Below are 21,200 nucleotides of genomic sequence, written 5' to 3' on the forward strand. Positions count from 1 at the left end.
CGAGGAAGGCGAAAGGGTGAGGGACGGGAATGCCCGCGCCCCGCAGCGCGTTGTGCCGGAAGAGACACGAGGAGGAGCGGTCCAGTGCTTGATCCGCAGGGTTTGTACGCATGGGAGCCGAAGGGGCTGGCCGTCGTCGACATGGCGCTCGCCCAGGAGTCGGCAGGCCTGGTCATGCTGTACCACTTCGACGGATACATCGACGCGGGCGAAACCGGGGACCAGATCGTCGACCGGCTCCTCGACTCGCTGCCCCACCAGGTCGTGGCCCGCTTCGACCACGACCGGCTCGTGGACTACCGTGCCCGCCGTCCGCTGCTCACCTTCAAGCGGGACCGCTGGGCCGGATACGAGGTCCCGGCCATCGAGGTACACCTCGTCCAGGACACCACCGGGGCGCCCTTCCTGCTGCTGTCCGGTCCCGAACCGGACGTGGAGTGGGAGCGGTTCGCCGCGGCCGTCCGGCAGATCGTGGAGAGGCTCGGTGTCCGTCTGGCCGTGAACTTCCACGGCATACCCATGGGCGTGCCGCACACCCGTCCGGTGGGTCTCACCCCGCACGGCAACCGCACCGACCTCGTGCCGGGCCACCGCAGCCCGTTCGACGAGGCACAGGTCCCCGGCAGCGCCGAGTCCCTGGTCGAATACCGGCTCATGGAGGCCGGCCATGACGTGCTCGGCGTCGCCGCCCACGTCCCCCACTACATCGCCCGCTCCGCGTACCCGGACGCCGCGCTGACCGTTCTCGAGGCCATCACGGCCGCCACGGGACTCGTCCTCCCGGGAATCGCGCACACCCTGCGCACGGACGCGCACCGCACGCAGACGGAGATCGAACGCCAGGTCCAGGAAGGCGACGAGGAACTGGTCGCGCTCGTCCAGGGGCTCGAGCACCAGTACGACGCCGCTGCCGGTGCCGAGACGCGCGGCAACATGCTCGCGGAGCCCCTAGAGATCCCGTCCGCGGACGAGATCGGCCAGGAATTCGAGCGTTTCCTGGCGGAGCGCGAGGGCGAGGGCTGACCGCAAGGGCCTGCCACCGGTCTGCCGCCGCGGCTGTCGGCGGCAGGCCGTAGGCTTCCCGTCATGCTGAAGGTGGGGCTGACCGGCGGTATCGGCGCCGGCAAGAGCGAGGTGTCGCGGCTGCTCGTGGAGTGCGGGGCCGTACTGATCGACGCCGACCGCATCGCGCGCGAGGTCGTCGCGCCCGGCACTTCCGGGCTCGCGGCGGTCGTCGAGGCTTTCGGGGAGGACGTCCTCACCCCGGAGGGCAGCCTGGACCGTCCCAGACTGGGCTCCCTCGTCTTCTCCGATCCGCAGAAGCTCGCCGTCCTCAACTCGATCGTGCATCCCTTGGTCGGCGCCCGCTCCCGCGAGCTGGAGACCGCGGCGCCCGAGGACGCCGTGGTCGTCCACGACGTGCCTCTCCTCACGGAGAACGGACTCGCCCCGCTCTACGACGTGGTGGTCGTCGTCGACGCCAGCCCGAGCACCCAGCTCGACCGGCTCGTCCGTCTGCGCGGCATGACGGAGGAGGACGCCCGTGCACGGATGGCCGCCCAGGCGCCGCGCGAGAAGCGCAGGGAGATCGCGGACATCGTCATCGACAACGACGTGCCCCTGGAGCAGCTGAGGCGGTGCGTACGGGAGGTATGGGCGGATCTCGTACGCAGGGCCGGGCGCTCACCGGAATAGCGATGGTCCCGGCATGGCGATGGTCCCGGCATGGCGATGGTCCCGGCATGGCGATGGTCCCGGAATAGCGATCGTCTCGGGGAGCGTTGAAACGCCGGAGCGAGGGAAGGATTCAGCCGTGCCCGAGACCAGCGATCCGACCGGACGGACCCCGGAGACTCATGTGATCGACTTCCGTGCCGCCGAGCAGTTGCTCGCGGCACGGGACCCGCGGGGCGCGGTCAAGCTGCTGGACGGAGTGATCGCCGCGCATCCCGAGAACACGGCCGCGCGGCTGCTGCGCGCGCGTGCCTTCTTCGCCGCCGCGCAACTGCGGCCTGCCGAGCTGGAGTTCAGCATCGTGCTGGAGCGTGAGCCGGACAACGCATTCGCACATTTCGCGCTGGCCCGCACCTACGAGCGTCAGGCGCGGCCCGAGGAGGCGAAGCGGCACTTCCGTCTGGCGGCCGCCCTCGACCCCAACCCGCAGTATCTGAAGGCGGCGCGCTTCGACTCGTAGCCCGGATGGCCTGGTGACCGCGACGGCCGCTACCCGCGGCGGTCCGGTGGCGGATAGGGCGGCACGTCGCGGCCCGGCTGCCAATGGGCCCCCTGCCGGATGTGCCGCACGATGAGGGCCATGTCCGCGCCGACTATCAGCCACAGCACGCCGCATGCGGCCGCCCAGCCCGGCCGGCCCACGAGCGTGAAGGCGACCACGCCGAAGGTCGCCCACGCCAGACCCCAGACACTCAGCCAGAAGCGCATCCGCAGCGCACTGCGCGCCGTCGCCGGTTCACTGCCCGTACGCATCGTCCTCATCACTCCTGACCGGACACGTACCCTTCCTGGTGCACATTCACCATGGACGGCGACCGGAATCCGAAGCCGTGGGGGCGCGGCCGGGGCCGCTCGGGGAGGCGATGGTGCTGCTGGAGGCGGTGCGGGCGGACGCGAGGCTCGCCAAGTGGCTGAAGGACCTCGAGCGCGAGGACGACGCGGGTGTGGCCCTCGTCCTGCCCGACGCGGACGAGCTGCCCGGCATCCTGCTCGACTTGACCGTGCCTCACGAGGACATCAACGAGCTCGTCGCGCTGCGCACCCGGCTGGGGCGGGACGCCGAGGCGATGACGCTGCTGGCACGGTGCGTCACCCGTTTCGTGCGCGACATGGGGGAGATCGGAAAGGCGTGTGAGCCGCCGCCCTTCCCGGACTCGGCCGGAGCCCTCGGGCGGTTCTTCCATCTGTACGTCTACGTGGCGTCGCTTCCGTATGTGCGCGCGTACCACCAGGAGCGCGGCGTTCCGGAAGAGGTGACCCGCCGCACGCTGGCGGACCTCGGGCGCCAGGTCGCGGTGCACCGCAGGCGGCGCGGCACCGGCGGACTGCTGTTTCCCTGGTGGCCGGCGCTGCACTTCCACGGGGAGCTCTTCCAGCTGGGGCGGCTCCAGTTCCAGCGCGCACGGCTGGGCGAGCGCACGGGCCGGGCCGTAGCTTCGGCGGGCCGCGGCCTGGGGCCCGGTGACCCCTGCTTGAACCTGCACATACCCGACTTTCAGGGCCCGCTGTCACCGTCCGCCTGCGAGCGGTCCCTGGCACTGGCGCGGCGGTTCTTCGCCCGTCACTATCCCGACGAGCGCCACGAGATCGCCGTATGCCACTCGTGGCTGCTCGACCCCCAGCTCAAGCGGTACCTTCCTGCCGGCTCCAACATCATCCGCTTCCAAAAACGCTTCGATATCGCGTACGAGGAAGCGACACCGGACGACGGTGTGCCGATCGGCTTCGTCTTCGGCGACCCCGACCTGCCGGTGGACGGACTGCCGCGGCGGACCGGCGTCGAGCGTGCGGTGGCGGACCACCTGCGCGGGGGCGGGCACTGGTACACGGGCCACGGCTGGTTCGCGCTCTGAGGGGGCACGGCGGCCGGCCTCGCTGAGAGGAGGCACGGCGACCGGCCCTGGAGCGATGAGTTCCGGGACGTCGGCAGGTCTGTATCCGTGACAGCAACCGTGCATCTGCTTCTCGCATCCAGGAGAGTCCATGTCCGAGACCGCCCCCTCAGCCTCCCGAGCCTCCGCCGCCACGTCGGTCTCCGCCTCCACGTCCGACGTCCCGTCGGTGAACCTCGGCCGGAGCCGTCGCGCCGAGATCTCCCTGCGCGCCCTTCAGATCGTCCTGGCGCTCTTCTACGGCCTCGCGAGCGCGCTGCCCAAGCTGATCGCGCACCCGACGGCCGTCGAGTCCTTCGACAGGATCGGCTGGGGGAGCACCGGGATGTACACGATCGGCTCACTCGAAATGGCCGGGGCCGTGGCGCTGCTCGTACCCCTGCTGTCGTCGGTCGCGGCCATGGCGCTCTGCGGGCTGATGGCCGGCGCCTTCGTCGTCCAGCTCACCGTCTTCGACGGTCAGTACGCGGCGACCCCGCTGATCCTGATCGTCCCGCTCACCGTGATCGCCCGGGCCCGTCGCCACCGCACCGCGGAGCTGGCCCGCCTGGTACGCCGCCGGGTGTGACCGTCTCCGCCGGTCCGCCCGCCCGCGCTCAGCGCCCCCCGGAGCCGCCACGCCCCTGGGGCCGGTTCCGTCCCTCGGACCCGCCCCGTCCCTCGGAGCGGCCCGGTCCCTCGGACCGGTTCTGGGCGCCCAGGGCTTCGGCGTATCCGCCGTAGGGACTGCCCGCTGCCGAGCCGCGAAGGCGTTCCATCTCGCGGCGGTCCCGCTTGGTGGGGCGGCCGGCGCCGCGGTCGCGGATGCCCGCCGGGGCCACGGCCTCGCGGGGCGGCGGGGGCGGGCTGTTGTCGATGTAGCACTGGACCGCCACCGGGGCCCCCACCCGCTTGCGAATCAGGCGCTTCACGACGACGATCCGCTCCCGGCCCTCGTGCCGCAGCCGTACCTCGTCGCCGATCCGCACGGAGTGCGCGGGCTTCACACGCTCCCCATTGACCCGGACGTGTCCGCCCCGGCAGGCGGTGGCGCCGGCCGAGCGGGTCTTGACGAGCCGCACGGACCAGATCCAGCTGTCGATGCGCACGCTCTCACCCTGCGACGGGCCGGCCGCCTCGGCGGCAGCCACCGCAGCGGCGGTCTTCGGGTCCATGGCCGGGGCGGCACCGCCGGTGCCCGGCGCGCCCGCACCGGATTCACGGGGATCCGTCCGGCCGCCAGGGCCTTCCCCGGACTCCTGGTCCCTCGCCGCGGCGCGGGTTCCCCCCGTCCCGCCCGCCCTCTCGTCGACCGCGCCCTCGACCGCGCTTTCGGAAGCCATGCCCCCGACCTTAGCTCGCCGAGCCCGTTGCACCCGAGGCCTTTTCCCCGCGGCGCCCGGAGCCCTCACGCCAGGGCCCTGGCCATCCGGTTCTACCGTGGAGGCATGGACAGCAGCAGTCTCACCGCGCTGGACGAGCGGATCACCGGGTGCCGTGCCTGCCCCCGTCTGGTCGCCTGGCGTGAGGAGGTGGCCCGCACGAAGCGCGCCGCGTTCGCCGACTGGACGTACTGGGGGCGGCCGGTGCCGGGCTTCGGGCCCCCCGACGCGAAGCTCCTCGTCGTGGGGCTCGCACCCGCGGCGCACGGAGGGAACCGGACCGGACGCATGTTCACCGGGGACCGGTCCGGGGACGTGCTGTACGCGGCGCTGCACGCCGTCGGACTGGCGTCGCAGCCCACCGCGGTCTCCGCGGGCGACGGGCTCGAACTCTACGGCGTGCGCGTCACCGCGCCGGTGCACTGCGCCCCACCGGCCAACAAGCCCACCCCCGAGGAGCGGGACACCTGCCGGCCCTGGCTGGTCCAGGAACTGCGGCTGCTGCGCCCGTCGCTGCGGTCCGTGGTCGCGCTCGGTGCCTTCGGCTGGCAGGCGGCGCTGACCGCGCTCGCCGAGGCGGGCTGGGCGGTGCCCCGGCCGCGGCCCGCCTTCGGGCACGGGGCGCGGGTGTCGCTGGACGGGCTGGAGCTCTTCGGCTGCTTCCACGTCAGCCAGCGCAACACGTTCACCGGACGGCTCACCCCTGCGATGCTTCAGGAGGTGCTGCGCACGGCGGCGCAGTCCGCGGGGCTGCCGACCGGGTCGTAGCGACGAGGGCTCCGGTACGTTGCGTTTCCATGGATGACGAGGCATTCCTCGACGGTGTGGCGCATCGCCTCGCCGCGCTCCCAGCCGTCCGGGCCGTCGCGCTCGGCGGCTCCCGCGCACAGGGCGTCCACGGCCCGGACAGCGACTGGGACCTGGCCGTCTATTACCGCGGCCCGGGCTTCGACCCCGCCGACCTCCGGGCCATCGGCTGGCCCGGTGAGGTCTCCGAGATCGGCGGCTGGGGCGGAGGTGTTTTCAACGGCGGCGCCTGGCTGACCGTCCGGGGCCGCCGGGTCGACGTCCATTACCGCGACCTGGACGTCGTGGAACACCAGTTGACGGAGGCCGAGGAAGGCCGCTTCCACGTGGAGCCGCTGCTCTTTCATCTCGCGGGCATTCCCAGTTACCTGGTGGTCGCCGAACTGGCCGTCAACCGGGTGCTGCGGGGCACCCTTCCGCGCCCCGCTTCGTACCCGGAGAAGCTGCGCGCCTCAGCCGCCGACCGCTGGCACGGCACGGCCCGCGCCACACTCGCGTACGCGAAGACCAACCACGCCCCGAAGGGCCGCCTCACCGAGGTCGCCGGTGCTCTCGCCACGGCCGCCGCCCACGCCGCGCACGCGGTGCTCGCCGCACGCGGGGAATGGGTCACCAATGAGAAGCGGCTGCTGGAGCGGGCGGGGCTGCGGGGCATGGACCGGACGGTGGCCGGGCTCCCGGCCCACCCCGACGGGCTCGTGGCGGCTGTCGTGTCCGCCGGGAAACTCTTCGAGGACGTCCTCGGTCGGTGACCTACGGGACTGGGGAGGCCCCTGCTCCCCATGTGTCCGGACAAAACCGGCGACTCCGAAGTCTTCTTCGCCAAAGCGGCCGTGACCGAGTGTCGAATACGTCTCAGTACCGTCACTTCACGAGCCCTTCACCGGGGGAGAGGCGTTTAACTCTACGAGCCGATCGGGATCGGCTGCCGAGACACGGCATGGCAAGGAGGTGCAGGGTGAGTGCGCGAACGGTTCTGGAGCGCTTTCCCGCAGGCGGGCCGCGCGGCTCGTGGCCCGCGGAGGAGTATGCGCAGGCACGCCGGCTGGAGGGGCAGCCCGCGGAGGTCGTCATGGACCTCGCCACGGACGCGTTCCTGGTGATCGTACGGGGTGCCGACGCCGCCGAGTGACGCCACCCGCCACCCTCGGCCGGTCACGGAGGGGTCAGGCGGTGAGCGGCCGTGACCACGCCGGCGCCGTGCCGATGACCTGACACAGGGCCAGGTACAGCGGGATGGGCGGGGTGTACGGCACGGTGTCGTCCGGCCGGTGGACGAGCCCAGGGCCGTCCGACTCGTCCGGGACCAGCGCTCCCCTGGAGTAGCGCGCGGGTGCGGGCCAGTTCACTGCCACATCGGAGTCCGACGGCACGATCCACCACCAGTCGGCACGGTCGGCGTACACGCAGCCCAGCCTGGGCAGTCTGGACAGCAGCAACGGTCCGTAGGCGGCGGGTACGGTCACCGCGTCGCAGCCGAGCGGAACCGTCATGTCCTCCGGCAGGGCAAGTCTCCTGGACATCGCCCCGGACGTCCGCCGAGCCCGCCCCAGGCCGCCCAGCGAGTCCAGGGTCAGAATCCGTGAGGTCCCGAGTCCCGAGGCTCCCGCACCCCTCACGCCCACGCGGTCCCCGTCCCGGCTCCCGTTCCCCAGGACGCCTCCGCCCCGGACCCGGCCCCCCGGCCGGCGGCCGGGGGCCTCTTCGCGCCCCAGCCGAGGTCGGACCGGGCTCCGTCGTCCGCCGGCGGCTTCTTGGCGCCCCAGCCGAGGTCGGACCGGGCCGTCGTGTCGCCGACCGCCCGGGACCTGCCGCCGGAACACGGCAGGTCCCGGGACGGCTGCCCGGGGCACGGCTGCTCATCGGACGCCGACTGGCCCGGATCCCGTGCCAGCTCGGCCCAGACGAGCAGCCCGGGCCCCGCTTCCTGGGCCCCCCAGGCGCGGCACAGCGCCCCGACGAGAAGCAACCCCCTCCCGTGCTCCTCTTCGGGGCGCTGCGGACCGGAGTGTGGCTCACCCGGAGCGCATCCCTCGTCCTGTACGGCTATGCGCAGCAGGTCGCCGGAGTCGCGCAGTTCACACACGACGCGCTCCCCGGCGGTGTGCACGATCGCGTTGGTGACCAGCTCGGACACGACCAGAGCGGCCGTGTCGCATGTGTCCTCGCACACCGCCCAGCCGGACAGCCGGGCGCGCGTCAACTGCCGGGCCCGTGCGACGGAGCCCGGGCGTGCGGCCAGCTCGAAGCGGAAACGGCGCTCGACAGCCGCGCCTGGACGCAGCGCTGCGGCACCGCACAGGCCGAACCGGTCTGCGGCGGCGTCTGTTCCTAACGGCGCGGACGGAATCACACTTGCCACTATCGCTGTGACGTGAACACTTGGCAAGAGTCACTCTGAAAATTGCAGAGTGCGGTGTGACTCGGTGAGAGGCCGTGGCACACTGTCGCAACGGCCCGCGCAGCGAGGCCAGTTGGGATCCGAGGCGCAGGCGGCCGAGTCCGGTGTCCACGCCGGCTGGGGACGGATCGAACCGGCAGGGAACGGATCGAACCAGTACGACCTGGCCGGGAACTGGATCGAACCGGCAGGGAACGGATCGAAGCCGAACGCGGGCGTGCGCGAGCGCGGAAGGGTTCCGGACGGCGCCCTTCGGGCTGTCGGGACGCTTCAGGACGGGAGGAACGCCAGGTGAGCGAGCCGCGGTCGGCGCCGACGGTCGGTCAGGTCGTCCTCGGTCGGCGCCTGGTGGACCTGCGTGAACGCGCCGGCCTCAAACGGGAGGAGGCCGCACGCATTCTGCGCGTCGCGCCCGCCACCGTCCGCCGTATGGAGACGGCCGAGGTCGCCCTGAAGATCCCGTACCTTCAGCTGCTGCTGAAGGCGTACGGGGTGAGCGACGAGGAGGCCGGGTCCTTCGTCCAACTCGCCGAGGAAGCCAACAAACCGGGGTGGTGGCAGCGGTTTCACGACATCCTGCCGGGCTGGTTCTCCATGTACGTCAGCCTGGAAGGCGCGGCCGCGCTCATCCGCCAGTACGAGCCGCACTTCGTGCCCGGCATCATGCAGACGGAGGACTACGCCCGGGGCGTACTGAGATCCGGTGCCGTCGGACAGACCAGCCCCGAGGACATCGAGCGTCACGTGGCGTTGCGCATGCGGCGCCAGGCGTTGCTCACACGGGAGAACGCGCCCCGGATCTGGGTCGTGATGGAGGAGACCGCGCTGCGTCGGCCGGTGGCCGGGCCCCACGACATGCGTACCCAGCTCGACCGGCTGCTCGAGGTCACGCAGCTGCCCCATGTCACGCTTCAGGTGCTCGAGTTCTCCTCGGGACCCCACCCCGGCACCTACGGACCCTTCGTACTGTTTCGATTTGCCATGTCGGAACTGCCGGACATGGTCTACAGCGAGTACCTGACCGGTGCCGTCTACCTCGACGCGCGCACCGAGGTGGCGAACCACCTCGAGGTCATGGACCGCATGGCGGCCCAGGCCGCAACGGCACAACGCACGAAGGAGATCCTCGAGAATCTCCGCAAGGAGCTGTGAATGGACCGCATCACGCCGCGCCAGCCCGTCTACAACGGCATGCCGGCCCGCGAACTCGGCAGCGAGGGCTGGCACAAGCCGTGGAGCGGAGGCAACGGCGGCAACTGCCTGGAGGCGATGAAGCTCGCCGACGGCCGGATCGCCGTCCGTCAGTCCACCGACCCGGACGGGCCCGCGCTGATCTACACCTCCGACGAGATGACCGCGTTCATCGAGGGGGCCAAGGCGGGGGAGGCCGACTTCCTGCTCTCGTGACTGATCTGCCGCTCCGCGACCTTGCTATCAGTACCACCGCCATCGGCACCGCCACCGCTGTCATGACCGATGTGCCTTCAGTTGATCACTGACTTTCCCATGGAACAATGGAATAACGGAGTCCCTCATGACCGGGCAGGACCCCGCACCGGACGCCGTCGTCATCGACACGAGCAAGCCGCACCCGGCACGGATGGACGACTGGTACCTCGGCGGGAAGGACAACTACCCCGTCGACGAGGAGATGGACCGGCAGATGCTCGCCCTCGACCCGAGGGTGCCCGTGATGGCGCGGGTCAACCGGGCGTTCATGCACCGTGCCACGCGCCGGCTGGCGCACCAGGGCATACGGCAGTTCCTGGACATCGGCACGGGCATTCCGACCGAACCGAACCTGCACCAGATCGCCCAGGAGATCGCACCGGAGGCGCGCATCGTCTACTGCGACACGACCCCATCGTGCTGACTCACGCGGCCGCCCTGCTGCGCAGCACGCCCGGAGGAGTGACGGAATACCTCCAGGCCGACGTGCGAGACCCGGCCGCCATCATCCAAGGCGCCCGGCGCGTTCTGGACTTCGGGCGACCCGTCGCGTTGTCCCTCGTGGCGCTGCTGCACTTCGTCTCCGACGAGGACGGCGCGCACGACCTCGTGGACCGGCTGCTGTCCGAACTGCCCTGTGGCAGCCATCTGATGATGACCCATGGCACCGCCGACTTCACCCCGGAGGAGTCGGCGGCGGCGACCGAGAGGCTGGAGACGGCCGGCGTCACGCTGGCACTCCGTTCCCGCGACGAGTTCGCCCGCTTCTTCCACGGACTCGACCTCGTCGAGCCCGGGGTGGAGGTGGTCCCCAAGTGGCACCCGGAGCTGGGTGAGCCGGTCCCCGGACAGGACGACGGCGTCATTCCCGGCTATGGCGCGGTGGGCCGCAAGCCGTAACTCCGGAGAACCGTCAACGTGCCGGGACCTGGGACGGGCCGGGGACCTGGGACGGGCGGGGGCGTGGGCGGGCGGGGCGGGCCAAGGGCCGTCCGCCGGATGTCTGCCCCCGGCCGGCCACCGGACAGGCAGCGGCTTGGCCGGGGAACGGGCACCGCCACGGCCCGCTGCCCGGCAGCCGTCCGGGTCGACGACCGGCGGGTGCGGAAGGCCGTCCAAGCCCTCACCGGCCGACCGGGTCATGTCTACGCTCTCATCGGCATCAGGCTCTTATCGGCTTCAGGCTCTTATCGGCTTCAGGCTCTCATTGGCTCTCATCGGCCTTACGCCCTCATAGGCCGGTCGTACGGCCCGATCGGCGCCGGCAGATGCGACGCGCTGCCGGTCAGCCGCCGGTCCACCGCCGCGGCCACGGCCCGCCCCTCCGCGATCGCCCACACGATGAGCGACTGTCCGCGTGCAGCGTCCCCCGCGGCGAACACTCCCGGGACGTTCGTCGCGAAGTTCTCGTCCCGTGTGATCGTCCCGCGTGCGTCGAGCGCGATCCCGAGCTGGTCGATCAGCCCGTCCCGGCGGTCGGGCCCCGAGAAACCCAGCGCGAGCAGCACGAGGTCCACGGGCAGCGTCCGCCCGGTACCCGGCACCGGCCGCCGTTGCTCGTCCACCTCGATGAGATGCAGCGCGCGTACATGCCCGTCCGCGTCCCCCGTGAACCGCAGAGTGGAGGCCGCGAACAGTCGCGCGTCCGCCTCCGCGGCGGGCGCCGTCCGTAGATCGCGCGCCTCCTCGTGCGCGGCGGACAGCCGGTAGATCTTCGGATACGTCGGCCACGGCTCGGTCTCCTCGTTCCGGGCCGCCTCCGGCTGCGGGTAGATGTCGAGCTGGGTCACGGACGCCGCCCCTTCGCGCACCGCGGTGCCGAGACAGTCCGCCCCCGTGTCCCCGCCGCCCACGATCACGACGTGCTTCCCCGCCGCCGACAACGGTGAGACCTCCAGGTCACCCTCGCACACCCGATCGGCCAGCGGCAGGTACTCCATCGCCTGATGGATCCCGGTTAGCTCCCGCCCCGGCACATCCAGTTCCCGCCACGCCGTGGCGCCGATCGCGAGCACCATGGCGTCGTACCGCGCCCGCAGCTCGGCGGCGCCGATGTCCTTCCCTATGGCCGTCGACGTACGGAACTTCGTCCCCTCCGCCCGCATCTGCTCCAGCCGTCGGTCGAGATGCCGTTTCTCCATCTTGAACGCCGGGATCCCATAGCGCAGCAACCCCCCGACGCGGTCCGCGCGCTCGTACACCCCCACCGTGTGCCCGGCGCGCGTGAGCTGCTGGGCCGCCGCGAGCCCGGCCGGACCCGAACCCACGACCGCGACGGTCCGCCCCGACAGCCGCTCCGGCGGGCGAGGCGGCGCGAACCCCTCCTCCCAAGCCCGGTCGGCGATGGCCACCTCCACGTTCTTGATGGTGACCGCGGGCTGGTTGATGGCGAGCACGCACCCCGCCTCGCACGGCGCCGGACACAACCGCCCCGTGAACTCCGGGAAGTTGTTCGTGGCGTGCAGCCGGTCGCTGGCCGCGCGCCAGTCCTCGCGGGAGACCAGGCCGTTCCACTCGGGGATCAGGTTCCCGAGCGGGCAGGCGTCGTGGCAGAACGGGATCCCGCAGTCCATGCACCGGTTCGCCTGGCGGCTGATGATCGGCAGCAGCGCACCCGGGACGTACACCTCATTCCAGTCCCGCACCCGTTCCTCCACAGGCCGGCGGGGCCACTCCTCCCGGGGGGTGCTCATAAAGCCCTTGGGATCGGCCATGGCCGTCCCCCTTGCGTACGCGTACCGGGTCGTTTCGTGCCACGATACGACGCCCTCCGCGCGCCCGCCCCTCGTCGCCAGGGCCCTCCGACCAGGGGCTCAGCGCTCCCCTCATGCCACGGAGGCCCGCTCCGCCTCCGTCATGCCCACCGGCCCCCGCTCCGGCTCCGTCATGCCCACCGGCCCCCGCTCCGCCTCTCCCGGGCCGCCCGGGTCACGCCGCCTCCCGGAGCCTCCACTCCCGCAGCACCGTCTCCACGCTCTCCGCGATGCGGCGCCGCGCCTCGGACCTCGGCACACCGTTCATCAGCAGCTGGTCGTACGGCGTCTCCGTGTGCCGTATCGACGCCCGCACCGCGGCCGCCACGGCGTCCGGCGACAGCGCCCGTCCGGCCGCGCTGCGGCCGACCCGTCCGCTCCCGCGCATCGCGGCATGCGCCGCGACGGTCTCCGCACGCCCGGCCGGGCACCCGGGGAACAGCCGGCGGATCTCCCGCGCGAAAGCCTCCGTGAACCGCACGTCCTCGGCCGCCCTCCGCCGTGCGTCCCGCACCCGCCGTCTGCGCCGTGCCTCCGCATCCGCCAGGCAGCGCTCCTCGGCGAGCGCGAGCGCCGCCTCCTCGACGAGCACCCCCTGCCGCTCGTACCGGCCGCGGCGCCGGTTGAACCGCACCACCACCGCCCAGAGCGCACTCGCCTCCCGCGACCGCCGGGTCAGCGCCGCGTCGCCGCGCGGCAGGAACACCAGATGCCCGAGATCCGCACAGTCCAGACACCGGGGTGCCCCCTCCTCCAGCACCAGCAGCGACAAAGGCCCGCCACGGCAATCGGCGCAATGCCGCCGCTTGAGCGGCTGGAAGACAAGAAGTGCTCCCAGAGGCGGGGGAGTTGGGGTCGACGCCATACCGGCTTCATTCCCCGCCCGGCCGAGCGGTGACCTCGATGGACCTGTCGTCGTCCTTGCGGGTGGCCGCGCCAGGCCCCTTCCTCCCGGCGGTCTCGCCGAGCCCCCACCGCCGCGGTCGCTCTCGCGGCGCCACTCCCTCCCGAGGCCCCCGCCGGCCTCTCTCACTCCCTGCCACCCGGCGGGGCCCACGGCGGTGCGGCAACCCGCCCGCGACCGACCGCAGCCCCGCACGCCCGGCACCGGAGGCGTCGCGGTCCGCCTCCGGCGGCGCGGCATCATGGGCCATGTGCGACTCGAAGCGATCACTTGGGAGCGGCTCGCCGACCTCCTCGCCGACCGGCTGCTCGACCTGAGGCCCGACGACGGCAGCCCCTGGCCGCGCATCGCCTTCGACGGAGCCCCGGCCGCGCGCCCCTGCGATCTCGCCCAGCGTGTGTCCGACGCGCTGCGGATACGCGGCCGCCCCTCGCTCGTCGTCGGCGCGGAGGGCTTCCTGCGCCCCGCGTCCCTCCGCCTGGAACACGGCCACCGGGATCCGGACTCCTATTACGACGAATGGCTCGACACCGGTGCTCTGTGGCGTGAGCTCTTCGGGCCCCTCGAACCCGGCGGTGACGGCCGCGTCCTGCCCGATCTGTGGGACCCGATCACGGATCGCGCCACACGCCGCCCCTACGTTCACCTTCCCGCCGGCGGCCTTCTGCTGCTCCACGGCCCCCTCCTTCTCCGGCACTGGTTCCCCTTCGACCTGACCGTCCATGTGCTGCTGTCGGCAGGCGCCCTCCGCCGCCGCACACCCGAGTCCGAGCACTGGACCCTCCCCGCCTTCGAGCGCTATGAGGCGGAGACCGACCCGGCCGCCTCCGCCGACGTCCTGGTCCGCGCGGACGACCCGCGCCACCCCGCCTGGAACGGATGAACACGCCCCGGCCGCCCGAACCGGTCGTCCGGATCAAGCGTCGCTGCACCGGCCGCCCTCGTCGGTCGACGGCCCGGCCCACACCGCCCGCTCCGCCCCTCCGGGTGCGCTCCCCGGACGACGCGGCGAGAATGAGGGGCGCCGGGACATGCGGTGCGTCCCGTGCCGCGCCGGCCCTCCGGCATCGGGAGGTACGACATGACCACCGCCAGAGACATCATGCACCGCGGTGCCCAGTGGATCCCCGCCCATGAAACCCTGGACCGCGCCGCCCAGCTGATGCGGGAACTCAACGTCGGTGCGCTGCCCATCAGCGACGAGAACGAACGGCTCTGCGGCATCATCACCGACCGCGACATCGTCGTCGGCTGTGTGGCCATGGGCCACAACCCCTCACGGGTGACCGCGGGTGACATGGCCAAGGGCACACCGTGCTGGATCGACGCGAACGCCGACGTCGGCGACGTGCTCCAGGAGATGGAGGACCACCAGATCCGCCGGCTTCCCGTCATCGACGACAAGCGCCTCGTCGGCATGATCAGCGAAGCCGACCTGGCCGAGCATCTGACGGAGGATCAACTGGCCGAGTGGGTCGAGAGGGTCTACTCGAGGAGTGCGACACGCTGACCCGGACCACGCCGCGCGGGGTCACAACCAGCCGTTGCGCTTGAACCCCCGGTACAGCACGAGACAGGCGGCGGCTATCACGACCAGAACCAGCGGGTAGCCGAACCTCGAGTGCAGCTCGGGCATGAACGTGAAGTTCATGCCGTACACACCGGTGACCATCGTGGGAACCGCGATCAGCGCGGCCCAGGCCGTGATCCTGCGCATGTCCTCGTTCTGCGCGACACTCACCTGAGCGAGATGCGCTTGCAGAATCGAGTTGAGCAGCTCGTCGAAGGCGGCTATCTGTTCAGTGGCGCGCAGCAGATGGTCGGAGACATCCCGGAAATAAGCCTGTATCTCCGGGTCGATCACCCGGATCGGCTTGGTGGCCAGCTCCTGGATGGGGCGATCCAGGGGCGCTACCGCCCGCCTCAGCTCCAGGAGTTCACGCTTGAGCTGGTAGATGCGGCCCGGATCCAGTCGCGCGCTGTTGTCCGCGAACACCTCCGTCTCCACCAGGTCGATGTCCCCCTGCACCGCGTCCGTGACGCTCAGATAGTCGTCCACCACATGGTCGGCGATGGCGTGCAGCACCGCGGCGGGGCCCTTCGCGAGCTGTTGGGGGTGGGCCTCCAGCTCCTCACGCAGCGGCCCGAGCGAGCCATGCCGTCCGTGCCGCACCGTGATGACGAAGGCCGGACCGATGAACACCATGATCTCGCCGGTGCTCACCACCTCGCTCGTCGCGGTCAACTCCTTGTGCTCCACGTAGCAGACGGTCTTGAAGACGGCGAACAGCGTTTCCCCGTACCGCTCCAGCTTCGGGCGCTGATGCGCCTCGATCGCGTCCTCGACCGCCAAGGGGTGCAGATCGAAGAGGTCGGCGACGCCCGCGAACTCCTGGTCCGTCGGCTCGTGCAGCCCGAGCCAGACAAAGCCGTCGTTGCTCTTGCGGACCCGCTCCACGGCCTCCACCAGATCCCGGCCGCCTGGGACACGAACGCCGTCCTGGTACGTCACGCAATTGACCACCGCGGAGCCCAGCGGTGACCGGGCGGGGTGACTCAGATCGACGCGCGCCCGACGCCGCGCCAACCGCGCCACGTTGCGGAGGCCGCCGACCCTGTCGAGGCCCGCGACCTTCCGCAGATTCCCTGCCATGGACATCCGGATCTCCTTGCATGGATCTCCTCGCGCCTCACTCCGCGCCTTCGCGAGCCAGTCTGCCAGTCGGCCTCGACCACCGGAAAAGCCTGTGGATACGGAAAGTTCCGCTTCGATACGGGGCCATGCCCCCGCCGGGTGCCGGTCGAGCGGAGCGTCGTCCGGCGCGGACGGGGCGGAGAGCTGGGATGATCGCCGCATGACGGCGAGCGACGGATACCTTCTCGACAACCGGCAGACCGAGGCGGGCCGGCGTTTCGACGCACTCTCCGCCCTCTTCGATCCCACGACGTTCCGTCACATCGAGGACCTCGGTATCGGACCCGGATGGCGCTGCTGGGAGGTCGGGGCCGGCGGCACTTCCGTGGTCTCCTGGCTCGCCCGGAAGGTAGGCCCGACCGGAAGGGTCCTCGCCACCGACATCGACACGTCGTGGGCGGTGTCGGCCGCCCGGCTCCCGATCGAGGTCCGCGCCCACGACATCGGCACCGAGGAGCCGCCGGGACAGGGCTTCGACCTCGTGCACGCCCGGCTCGTCCTCGTCCATGTACCGGACCGGGAGAAAGCCCTGCAATCGATGATCAAGGCGTTGCGCCCCGGCGGCCGACTGCTGATCGAGGATGCCGACCCCGCGCTCCAGCCCCTCATCTGCCCGGACGAGTACGGCCCCGAGCAGCGGCTCGCCAACCGACTGCGCCAGGGTTTCCGCACGCTCCTCGCCGACCGCGGCGCCGACCTCTCCTACGGCCGCAGGCTCCCGCGCCTGCTCCGCGAGGCGGGGCTGCGGCGCGTGCAGGCCGACGCGTACTTCCCGATCACCTCGCCCGCCTGCGCGACCCTCGAAACAGCGACCGTCCGTCAGATTCGCGACCGGCTCGTCGCCGCGGGCCTCGCCACGGACGAGGAGATCGACCTCCACCTGTCCCATGTCGCGTCCGGCACGATGGACCTGGCGACATCCCCGTTGATCTCGGCGTGGGGACGCAAGGAGTAAAGGCGCACCGGGGGAGGGCGGCACCCGGCGGAGCGCAGCCGGTCGCCGCCTACCCGGCGCCCGTCGGGGGCCTGCCTCCCACCTTCTCCACCGCCATGGCGCCGGCCCTGCACCCTTCCGCCGTCGCCTCCTCCGGCTCCGCCCCCGCCAGAAGGGCCGCCAAGAAGGCCCCGGTGAAGGCGTCGCCCGCCCCCGTCGTGTCCCGGGGCGTGGCGGGCAGTGCCGGGGTCCGGGCCCGGACCCTCCCCGACGCGGCCACCAGCGCCCCGCCCGCGCCCAGCTTGGCGACCACCAGGGGGACATGGCGGCTCAACTTGGCGGCCGCGTCCGCCGGGTCGGGCAGCCCGGTCAGCAGACACGCCTCGTCCCGGCTGGGGAGCAGCACGTCGACGCCTTCGGCGAGCGTCGGGAACCGGCCCACGCCCAGATCGGTCAGGAACCCGGCCGACGCCGGGTCCAGGCTCACCGGTACACCACGCGCGCGTGCCGCTGCCAGGGCCACCCTCACCAGCCCCCGGCTCGGTTCGGAGAACAGCAGATAGCCCGACAGATGCAGCCGTGCGACACCGTCGAGCAGCGCGTTCGACCAGTCGCCGGCGTCCAGCCGCAGACAGGCCCCGCTGTCGGTGAGGAAGGTGCGCTCCGCCGAGGCACTTCCGTCCACCAGGCAGATGACCGTTCCCGTGGCCGCCTCGGTGTCGACGACCAGAAAGGGCCGTACGCCCGACCCGGTCAGTTCCCGTTCGTGCCAGGCCGCCGTATCGGCTCCGACGCGTCCGAGCAGCCGCACATCCGGGCAGCCCCAATGGGCCGCCCAGCACGCCACGTTCGCGCCGGCGCCCCCCGGGAGCCTACGGATCACGGCGGCCGTGTCCGTGCCCGGCGCGAGCGGGCCGTGGTGCCGGGCGACGACATCCGTGACCACGTCCCCGATGACGAGCAGAGCCCCGCTCACGCCTTCGCCCAGGCCGCCGCGATCCGTGCCGCCAGGCGTACGTTGCCGCGCACGGCCGCCAGATTGGCGCTCAGCGAGGCCCCCTCCGTTTGCCGCACCAGATAGTCGAGCAGGAACGGCGTGACCGCCTGCCCGCTGACACCCTCCTCCTCGCACGCCTGGAGGGCGGCGGCCAGCACACGCGCGTGGAGCTGAGGATCGAGTTGCTCCTCCTGCGCAACGGGATGGGCGACGATGAGCGCCGACTCCGGGCCGCCGAGCCCGTCCTGCGCGTGCATGACCGCCGCCACCTGTTCCGGCGACTCCAGGGTCCAGCCGACCGGATGCCCGGAGTCGGACAGATAGAAGCCGGGGAAGCGATCCGTGCGGTAGCCGGCCACCGCCACGCCCAGCGTCTCCAGACGCTGGAGCGTCGCCGGCACGTCCAGGATCGACTTCACGCCCGCGCACACCACGGTGATCCTCGTCCGGGCCAGCAGGGCCAGGTCGGCGGACTCGTCCTGGGTCGCCGTCCATTGCCGGTGCACCCCACCGAGGCCGCCCGTGGCGAACACCCGCACCCCGGCGAGGGAGGCCAGCAGGGCCGTCGCGGACACCGTCGTCGCCCCGCTCTCACCCGCCGCGACCGCGAGCGGCAGGTCGCGGTGGCCCAGCTTGCGGATGCCCTCCTCGTTCGCGATCCGCTCGACCTGCTCCTTGTCCAGCCCGACATGGGCCCGGCCGTCCAGGACGGCGATCGTCGCCGGTACGGCGCCTTCCTGCCGTACCAGGTCCTCCAGTTCCAGGGCGACCTGGAGGTTCCGCGGACGGGGCAGCCCGTGGGCGATGATCGTCGACTCCAGAGCCACCACCGGCCGGCGGGCGGCGAGGGCTTCCCGCACCTCTTCGGACACCATGAGCACGCCTGCCTCCTGTCTCTCGGTCTTCCCTCATCTCTGGCGGGTGGCGCCCGCTGCCAAACACTTGCGAGCTGTGGGGGGAGAACACCAGCCTGGGGGCATGACGGACAACTCGCCACGTCTCGACCATGTCGTCCTGTGGGTCCGGGACCCGGTCGCCGCTGCCGTGTTCTACACGGAAGCGGTCGGCCTGGAACCGCTCGGCATCACGGATTTCACCGCGGGCAAGGTGTCGTTTCCCTCCGTACGGCTCAATGAGGACACCATCCTCGATCTCGCCCCGCTCTCCCTGGCCAACGACATGCGGATGCTTCCGGGGGCCGCAGAGAGCGCCGGTAATCCCGTCAACCACGTCTGCCTGGCTCTGACGGCGGACGGCTTCGAGGCGCTCAGGGCCCGCCTGGAGGAGCGGGCCGTCCCCGTCTCGGACTTCTCCTACGGCTCCTCGGGCGCCCGCGGTGCGGCCCGCCGCAGCTTCTACTTCCGCGATCCGGACGGGAACGTCTTCGAGGCAAGGCACTACGAGTAGCGCCGCCACGCGAAGCGCCCACCGCTGCCCACGGGCACCCCGCGGGCGGCGGCCTCCCGGATCCGGCTCCCGTCCCGCGTGGGCGGGTCAGAAGAGCGGTTCCGGCAGCACCCCTTCGAGAGCGAGCAGTTTCCGTTTGGTCTCCAGTCCGCCCCCGAACCCCCCGATACCTCCGTCGCTCTCGATCACGCGGTGGCACGGCACGACCAGCGGCAGCGGATTGGAGCCCATCGCCACGCCCACGGCCTGGGCCGCACCCGGCTGGCCGACCCGGCCGGCCAGGTCGCCGTACCCCACCACGGCGCCGTACGGCACGGCGGAGGCCAGCTCGCGCAGCACCTGCCGGTTGAAGCCGGTGATCAGAGACCAGTCCAACGGCAGAGCGAAGTCGCGCAGCTTCCCCGCGAAGTAGGCAGCCAGCTGGCGTATCGCCTCGGCCAGCAGCGGAGAGTCCCGGGCCTCGACGGGCTCGATGCCGAGCCGGGGCCCCAGCCGCGCCAGGGCCTGGTCGCGCACGGCCTCCGACGCGTGGAACACCACGTTCACCAGGCCGTCGCGCGTCGCGGCCAGCAGCAAGGGCCCGATGTCCGTGGCGACCACGGTCCACACCAGGCGCTGCTCGTCCTGCCCGTCACTGTTCATGCGCCCACCGTACGGCCCGGCACCGACAACGCCTCCGCGGTCGCGGGCCGGGCGGCCGGCCGCGGCCCGGGAGGACGCCGCCGGGTCAGCGGGCCGTGACCGCTGCGCGCACCACGTCGGGAACGTTCGTGATCACGCCGTCCACACCGAAGCAGTCCACCCGCCGGGCCTCGTCCGCGCCGTTGACGGTCCAGGCGAAGACCTTCATCGGCTTGTCGTGCGGCCCCTTGAGCGCGTGCACCGCGGAGACGTAGCCGGGTGAGAGCTTGGTGTACAGCGCGTTGATCTGGTCGGCGAACCGGGCGTACGCCCGCAGCTCCGTCACCCGTGGGGTGCCCAGGTACGCGGTCCTGATCCCCGGCCGCAACGCATGGACGGTCCGCACGCTGGCCGCACTGAAGCTCTGGACGATCAGCCGGTCCCTGAGGTGGCCCGAGTCGAGCCAGCCCTCCTTGTCCAGCAGCGCCAGGGTCTGGCCCTCGATGCCCGGGTACAGCTCGGGATTCTTGATCTCCAGGACCAGGCTCTGACGGTTGTGCGACACGCGCTCCATGTACTGCTGGAGGGTCGGTACGCGCACGCCCGCGTACCGACGGCCGTACCAGCTTCCCGCGTCCAGGCGCGCGATCTCCTTGGCGGTGAAATCCCTCACCCTCCACGGCGCCCGGTGCGGGAAGAGCAGCTTGACGTTGGTCGTCCGCTCCAGCGTGGCGTCGTGGATCACGACGAGCCGGCCGTCCTTGGTGCGCTGCACGTCGTTCTCGACCCAGCCGAAGCCCATGGCGGCCGCCCTGTCGATGGCCGCCAAGGTGTTCTCGGGCGCATAGCCGGAGGCGCCACGATGGGCGACGACAACCAGCTGGTCGTCACCGGCGGCACCGGCATGCGGCGTCGGCAGCATGGCGACGCCCAGTCCGAACAACGCGATGGCCGTGGCGGCTGCAACGCGCGCGTGCATACGTACTCCTCGCGTCAGGCGATCACATACAGCACCAGAGTGGCAGCAACGAGTCAAGTAAGTGACGGAGGGAGGCGGGCACAGATTGGCGGGGGTTGCCCAAAAGTGCTCACAAGCGCCGCACAAGTGCGGCAGCGTCGTGATTCTTTGCCGGAAAATCGTTCGACCGATCCGGTGGAAGTCATACTCTCTGCCACAACCCTGACCGTCGTCGCGGTCCTGGGGATGGGGGCATTTTCGCTTTTCAGGGACGTCATCAGGGTGAG

The 21,200-nt window shown here is 71.6% G+C and carries 25 protein-coding genes and 1 pseudogene; 15 read left to right on the forward strand and 11 right to left on the reverse strand.

The genetic code is table 11. From position 1 onward, the window contains the following. Nucleotides 1-84 precede the first annotated feature (84 nt). The 3 genes from ABZ876_RS08735 (at nt 85) to ABZ876_RS08745 (ending at nt 2,194) form a co-directional block, all read left to right on the forward strand. Nucleotides 85-1,023 carry a PAC2 family protein gene (locus ABZ876_RS08735; protein ID WP_361776465.1) on the forward strand — a complete coding sequence of 313 codons (939 nt, stop codon included), beginning with the start codon at nt 85-87 and terminating at the stop codon, nt 1,021-1,023. A gap of 63 nt (nt 1,024-1,086) precedes the next feature. Further along, nucleotides 1,087-1,695 carry a dephospho-CoA kinase gene (gene coaE, locus ABZ876_RS08740; RefSeq protein ID WP_361776468.1) on the forward strand — a complete coding sequence of 203 codons (609 nt, stop codon included), beginning with the start codon at nt 1,087-1,089 and terminating at the stop codon, nt 1,693-1,695. A gap of 118 nt (nt 1,696-1,813) precedes the next feature. Then, nucleotides 1,814-2,194, forward strand: coding sequence for a tetratricopeptide repeat protein (locus tag ABZ876_RS08745; protein ID WP_234515118.1), 381 nt, complete (start codon nt 1,814-1,816; stop codon nt 2,192-2,194). Nucleotides 2,195-2,223: 29 nt separating this feature from the next. On the opposite strand, the gene ABZ876_RS08750 is transcribed toward ABZ876_RS08745, so the two are convergent. Then, nucleotides 2,224-2,487: a DUF6343 family protein gene (locus tag ABZ876_RS08750; RefSeq protein WP_361776471.1), complete on the reverse strand. Its 264-nt coding sequence runs from the start codon at nt 2,485-2,487 to the stop codon at nt 2,224-2,226. A gap of 113 nt (nt 2,488-2,600) precedes the next feature. Here ABZ876_RS08750 and ABZ876_RS08755 point away from each other — a divergent pair, with 113 nt between their 5' ends. Next, complete coding sequence (locus ABZ876_RS08755) at nt 2,601-3,587, forward strand: acyltransferase domain-containing protein (protein WP_361777004.1); 987 nt, start codon at nt 2,601-2,603, stop codon at nt 3,585-3,587. Between the two features lie 130 nt (nt 3,588-3,717). Next, the gene (locus ABZ876_RS08760) at nt 3,718-4,194 is read left to right on the forward strand and encodes a DoxX family protein (protein WP_361776474.1); all 477 of its coding nucleotides are present in this window, start codon (nt 3,718-3,720) and stop codon (nt 4,192-4,194) included. Between the two features lie 28 nt (nt 4,195-4,222). Here ABZ876_RS08760 and ABZ876_RS08765 read toward each other — a convergent pair whose 3' ends face one another. Further along, complete coding sequence (locus ABZ876_RS08765; protein ID WP_361777007.1) at nt 4,223-4,780, reverse strand: RNA-binding S4 domain-containing protein; 558 nt, start codon at nt 4,778-4,780, stop codon at nt 4,223-4,225. Between the two features lie 273 nt (nt 4,781-5,053). Here ABZ876_RS08765 and ABZ876_RS08770 point away from each other — a divergent pair, with 273 nt between their 5' ends. The 3 genes from ABZ876_RS08770 (at nt 5,054) to ABZ876_RS08780 (ending at nt 6,926) form a co-directional block, all read left to right on the forward strand. Beyond that, on the forward strand, nt 5,054-5,755 hold the full coding sequence (locus ABZ876_RS08770; RefSeq protein ID WP_361776477.1) for a uracil-DNA glycosylase: 702 nt from the start codon (nt 5,054-5,056) through the stop codon (nt 5,753-5,755). Nucleotides 5,756-5,784: 29 nt separating this feature from the next. After that, complete coding sequence (locus tag ABZ876_RS08775; RefSeq protein WP_361776480.1) at nt 5,785-6,546, forward strand: nucleotidyltransferase domain-containing protein; 762 nt, start codon at nt 5,785-5,787, stop codon at nt 6,544-6,546. Nucleotides 6,547-6,752: 206 nt separating this feature from the next. Further along, on the forward strand, nt 6,753-6,926 hold the full coding sequence (locus tag ABZ876_RS08780) for a hypothetical protein (RefSeq protein WP_361776483.1): 174 nt from the start codon (nt 6,753-6,755) through the stop codon (nt 6,924-6,926). A gap of 34 nt (nt 6,927-6,960) precedes the next feature. On the opposite strand, the gene ABZ876_RS08785 is transcribed toward ABZ876_RS08780, so the two are convergent. Both ABZ876_RS08785 and ABZ876_RS08790 read right to left on the reverse strand, forming a co-directional pair. Then, complete coding sequence (locus tag ABZ876_RS08785; protein ID WP_361776486.1) at nt 6,961-7,317, reverse strand: hypothetical protein; 357 nt, start codon at nt 7,315-7,317, stop codon at nt 6,961-6,963. Nucleotides 7,318-7,409: 92 nt separating this feature from the next. Further along, nucleotides 7,410-8,156, reverse strand: coding sequence for an ATP-binding protein (locus ABZ876_RS08790; RefSeq protein WP_361776489.1), 747 nt, complete (start codon nt 8,154-8,156; stop codon nt 7,410-7,412). A gap of 330 nt (nt 8,157-8,486) precedes the next feature. Between ABZ876_RS08790 and ABZ876_RS08795 the strand changes: the two genes are divergently transcribed. From ABZ876_RS08795 to ABZ876_RS08805, 3 genes and pseudogenes are all read left to right on the forward strand, one after another. Beyond that, complete coding sequence (locus ABZ876_RS08795) at nt 8,487-9,347, forward strand: helix-turn-helix transcriptional regulator (RefSeq protein ID WP_361776492.1); 861 nt, start codon at nt 8,487-8,489, stop codon at nt 9,345-9,347. After that, on the forward strand, nt 9,348-9,602 hold the full coding sequence (locus ABZ876_RS08800; RefSeq protein ID WP_361776495.1) for a DUF397 domain-containing protein: 255 nt from the start codon (nt 9,348-9,350) through the stop codon (nt 9,600-9,602). A 127-nt stretch (nt 9,603-9,729) separates the two neighbouring features. Then, nucleotides 9,730-10,544 (forward strand): annotated as a pseudogene (locus ABZ876_RS08805) (SAM-dependent methyltransferase). Nucleotides 10,545-10,867: 323 nt separating this feature from the next. Here ABZ876_RS08805 and ABZ876_RS08810 read toward each other — a convergent pair. Together ABZ876_RS08810 and ABZ876_RS08815 are read right to left on the reverse strand one after the other, a co-directional pair. Continuing rightward, complete coding sequence (locus tag ABZ876_RS08810) at nt 10,868-12,358, reverse strand: glutamate synthase subunit beta (protein ID WP_361776498.1); 1,491 nt, start codon at nt 12,356-12,358, stop codon at nt 10,868-10,870. Nucleotides 12,359-12,572: 214 nt separating this feature from the next. Beyond that, nucleotides 12,573-13,262: a DUF2293 domain-containing protein gene (locus ABZ876_RS08815; protein ID WP_361776501.1), complete on the reverse strand. Its 690-nt coding sequence runs from the start codon at nt 13,260-13,262 to the stop codon at nt 12,573-12,575. A gap of 280 nt (nt 13,263-13,542) precedes the next feature. Here ABZ876_RS08815 and ABZ876_RS08820 point away from each other — a divergent pair, with 280 nt between their 5' ends. Together ABZ876_RS08820 and ABZ876_RS08825 are read left to right on the forward strand one after the other, a co-directional pair. After that, nucleotides 13,543-14,184: a uridine kinase gene (locus ABZ876_RS08820; protein ID WP_361776504.1), complete on the forward strand. Its 642-nt coding sequence runs from the start codon at nt 13,543-13,545 to the stop codon at nt 14,182-14,184. 198 nt (nt 14,185-14,382) lie between these two features. Further along, a complete protein-coding gene (locus ABZ876_RS08825; RefSeq protein WP_361776507.1) occupies nt 14,383-14,811 on the forward strand; it encodes a CBS domain-containing protein in 429 nt (142 codons plus the stop codon). 21 nt (nt 14,812-14,832) lie between these two features. Here ABZ876_RS08825 and ABZ876_RS08830 read toward each other — a convergent pair whose 3' ends face one another. Beyond that, entirely contained in the window at nt 14,833-15,960 is a 1,128-nt protein-coding gene (locus tag ABZ876_RS08830; protein ID WP_361776510.1) for a magnesium and cobalt transport protein CorA, read from the reverse strand. Nucleotides 15,961-16,156: 196 nt separating this feature from the next. Here ABZ876_RS08830 and ABZ876_RS08835 point away from each other — a divergent pair, with 196 nt between their 5' ends. Next, nucleotides 16,157-16,951 (forward strand): methyltransferase domain-containing protein, encoded by a 795-nt coding sequence (locus ABZ876_RS08835; RefSeq protein ID WP_361776513.1) that lies wholly within the window; start codon nt 16,157-16,159, stop codon nt 16,949-16,951. 49 nt (nt 16,952-17,000) lie between these two features. On the opposite strand, the gene ABZ876_RS08840 is transcribed toward ABZ876_RS08835, so the two are convergent. Then, entirely contained in the window at nt 17,001-17,906 is a 906-nt protein-coding gene (locus tag ABZ876_RS08840; protein WP_361776516.1) for a PfkB family carbohydrate kinase, read from the reverse strand. After that, nucleotides 17,903-18,808, reverse strand: a complete 906-nt coding sequence (locus ABZ876_RS08845; protein ID WP_361776519.1) for a pseudouridine-5'-phosphate glycosidase — start codon at nt 18,806-18,808, stop codon at nt 17,903-17,905. Before ABZ876_RS08845 ends, ABZ876_RS08840 begins: the two co-directional genes overlap by 4 nt. Nucleotides 18,809-18,905: 97 nt before the next feature. Here ABZ876_RS08845 and ABZ876_RS08850 point away from each other — a divergent pair, with 97 nt between their 5' ends. Then, a complete protein-coding gene (locus tag ABZ876_RS08850) occupies nt 18,906-19,334 on the forward strand; it encodes a VOC family protein (protein ID WP_361776522.1) in 429 nt (142 codons plus the stop codon). Between the two features lie 87 nt (nt 19,335-19,421). Here ABZ876_RS08850 and ABZ876_RS08855 read toward each other — a convergent pair whose 3' ends face one another. Then, complete coding sequence (locus ABZ876_RS08855) at nt 19,422-19,976, reverse strand: methylated-DNA--[protein]-cysteine S-methyltransferase (protein ID WP_361776525.1); 555 nt, start codon at nt 19,974-19,976, stop codon at nt 19,422-19,424. Nucleotides 19,977-20,061: 85 nt separating this feature from the next. Further along, nucleotides 20,062-20,934 (reverse strand): glycerophosphodiester phosphodiesterase family protein, encoded by an 873-nt coding sequence (locus ABZ876_RS08860; protein ID WP_361776528.1) that lies wholly within the window; start codon nt 20,932-20,934, stop codon nt 20,062-20,064. Nucleotides 20,935-21,200: the final 266 nt, after the last annotated feature.

This window comes from Streptomyces sp. NPDC046931, assembly GCF_040644655.1.
In the GTDB taxonomy this organism is placed as follows: Bacteria; Actinomycetota; Actinomycetes; order Streptomycetales; family Streptomycetaceae; genus Streptomyces.

Bases quoted from the DNA above. Each gene is read 5' to 3' on its own strand.
- ABZ876_RS08770 (WP_361776477.1), top strand. From the start codon at position 5,054: ATGGACAGCAGCAGTCTCACCGCGCTGGACGAGCGGATCACCGGGTGC.
- ABZ876_RS08855 (WP_361776525.1), bottom strand. From the start codon at position 19,976: ATGAACAGTGACGGGCAGGACGAGCAGCGCCTGGTGTGGACCGTGGTC.
- ABZ876_RS08820 (WP_361776504.1), top strand. From the start codon at position 13,543: ATGGGCCATGTGCGACTCGAAGCGATCACTTGGGAGCGGCTCGCCGAC.
- ABZ876_RS08800 (WP_361776495.1), top strand. From the start codon at position 9,348: ATGGACCGCATCACGCCGCGCCAGCCCGTCTACAACGGCATGCCGGCC.
- ABZ876_RS08765 (WP_361777007.1), bottom strand. From the start codon at position 4,780: ATGGACCCGAAGACCGCCGCTGCGGTGGCTGCCGCCGAGGCGGCCGGC.
- ABZ876_RS08850 (WP_361776522.1), top strand. From the start codon at position 18,906: ATGACGGACAACTCGCCACGTCTCGACCATGTCGTCCTGTGGGTCCGG.
- ABZ876_RS08760 (WP_361776474.1), top strand. From the start codon at position 3,718: ATGTCCGAGACCGCCCCCTCAGCCTCCCGAGCCTCCGCCGCCACGTCG.
- ABZ876_RS08860 (WP_361776528.1), bottom strand. From the start codon at position 20,934: ATGCACGCGCGCGTTGCAGCCGCCACGGCCATCGCGTTGTTCGGACTG.
- ABZ876_RS08815 (WP_361776501.1), bottom strand. From the start codon at position 13,262: ATGGCGTCGACCCCAACTCCCCCGCCTCTGGGAGCACTTCTTGTCTTC.
- ABZ876_RS08835 (WP_361776513.1), top strand. From the start codon at position 16,157: ATGACGGCGAGCGACGGATACCTTCTCGACAACCGGCAGACCGAGGCG.
- ABZ876_RS08825 (WP_361776507.1), top strand. From the start codon at position 14,383: ATGACCACCGCCAGAGACATCATGCACCGCGGTGCCCAGTGGATCCCC.
- ABZ876_RS08750 (WP_361776471.1), bottom strand. From the start codon at position 2,487: ATGCGTACGGGCAGTGAACCGGCGACGGCGCGCAGTGCGCTGCGGATG.
- ABZ876_RS08785 (WP_361776486.1), bottom strand. From the start codon at position 7,317: ATGTCCAGGAGACTTGCCCTGCCGGAGGACATGACGGTTCCGCTCGGC.
- coaE (WP_361776468.1), top strand. From the start codon at position 1,087: ATGCTGAAGGTGGGGCTGACCGGCGGTATCGGCGCCGGCAAGAGCGAG.
- ABZ876_RS08810 (WP_361776498.1), bottom strand. From the start codon at position 12,358: ATGGCCGATCCCAAGGGCTTTATGAGCACCCCCCGGGAGGAGTGGCCC.
- ABZ876_RS08775 (WP_361776480.1), top strand. From the start codon at position 5,785: ATGGATGACGAGGCATTCCTCGACGGTGTGGCGCATCGCCTCGCCGCG.
- ABZ876_RS08830 (WP_361776510.1), bottom strand. From the start codon at position 15,960: ATGTCCATGGCAGGGAATCTGCGGAAGGTCGCGGGCCTCGACAGGGTC.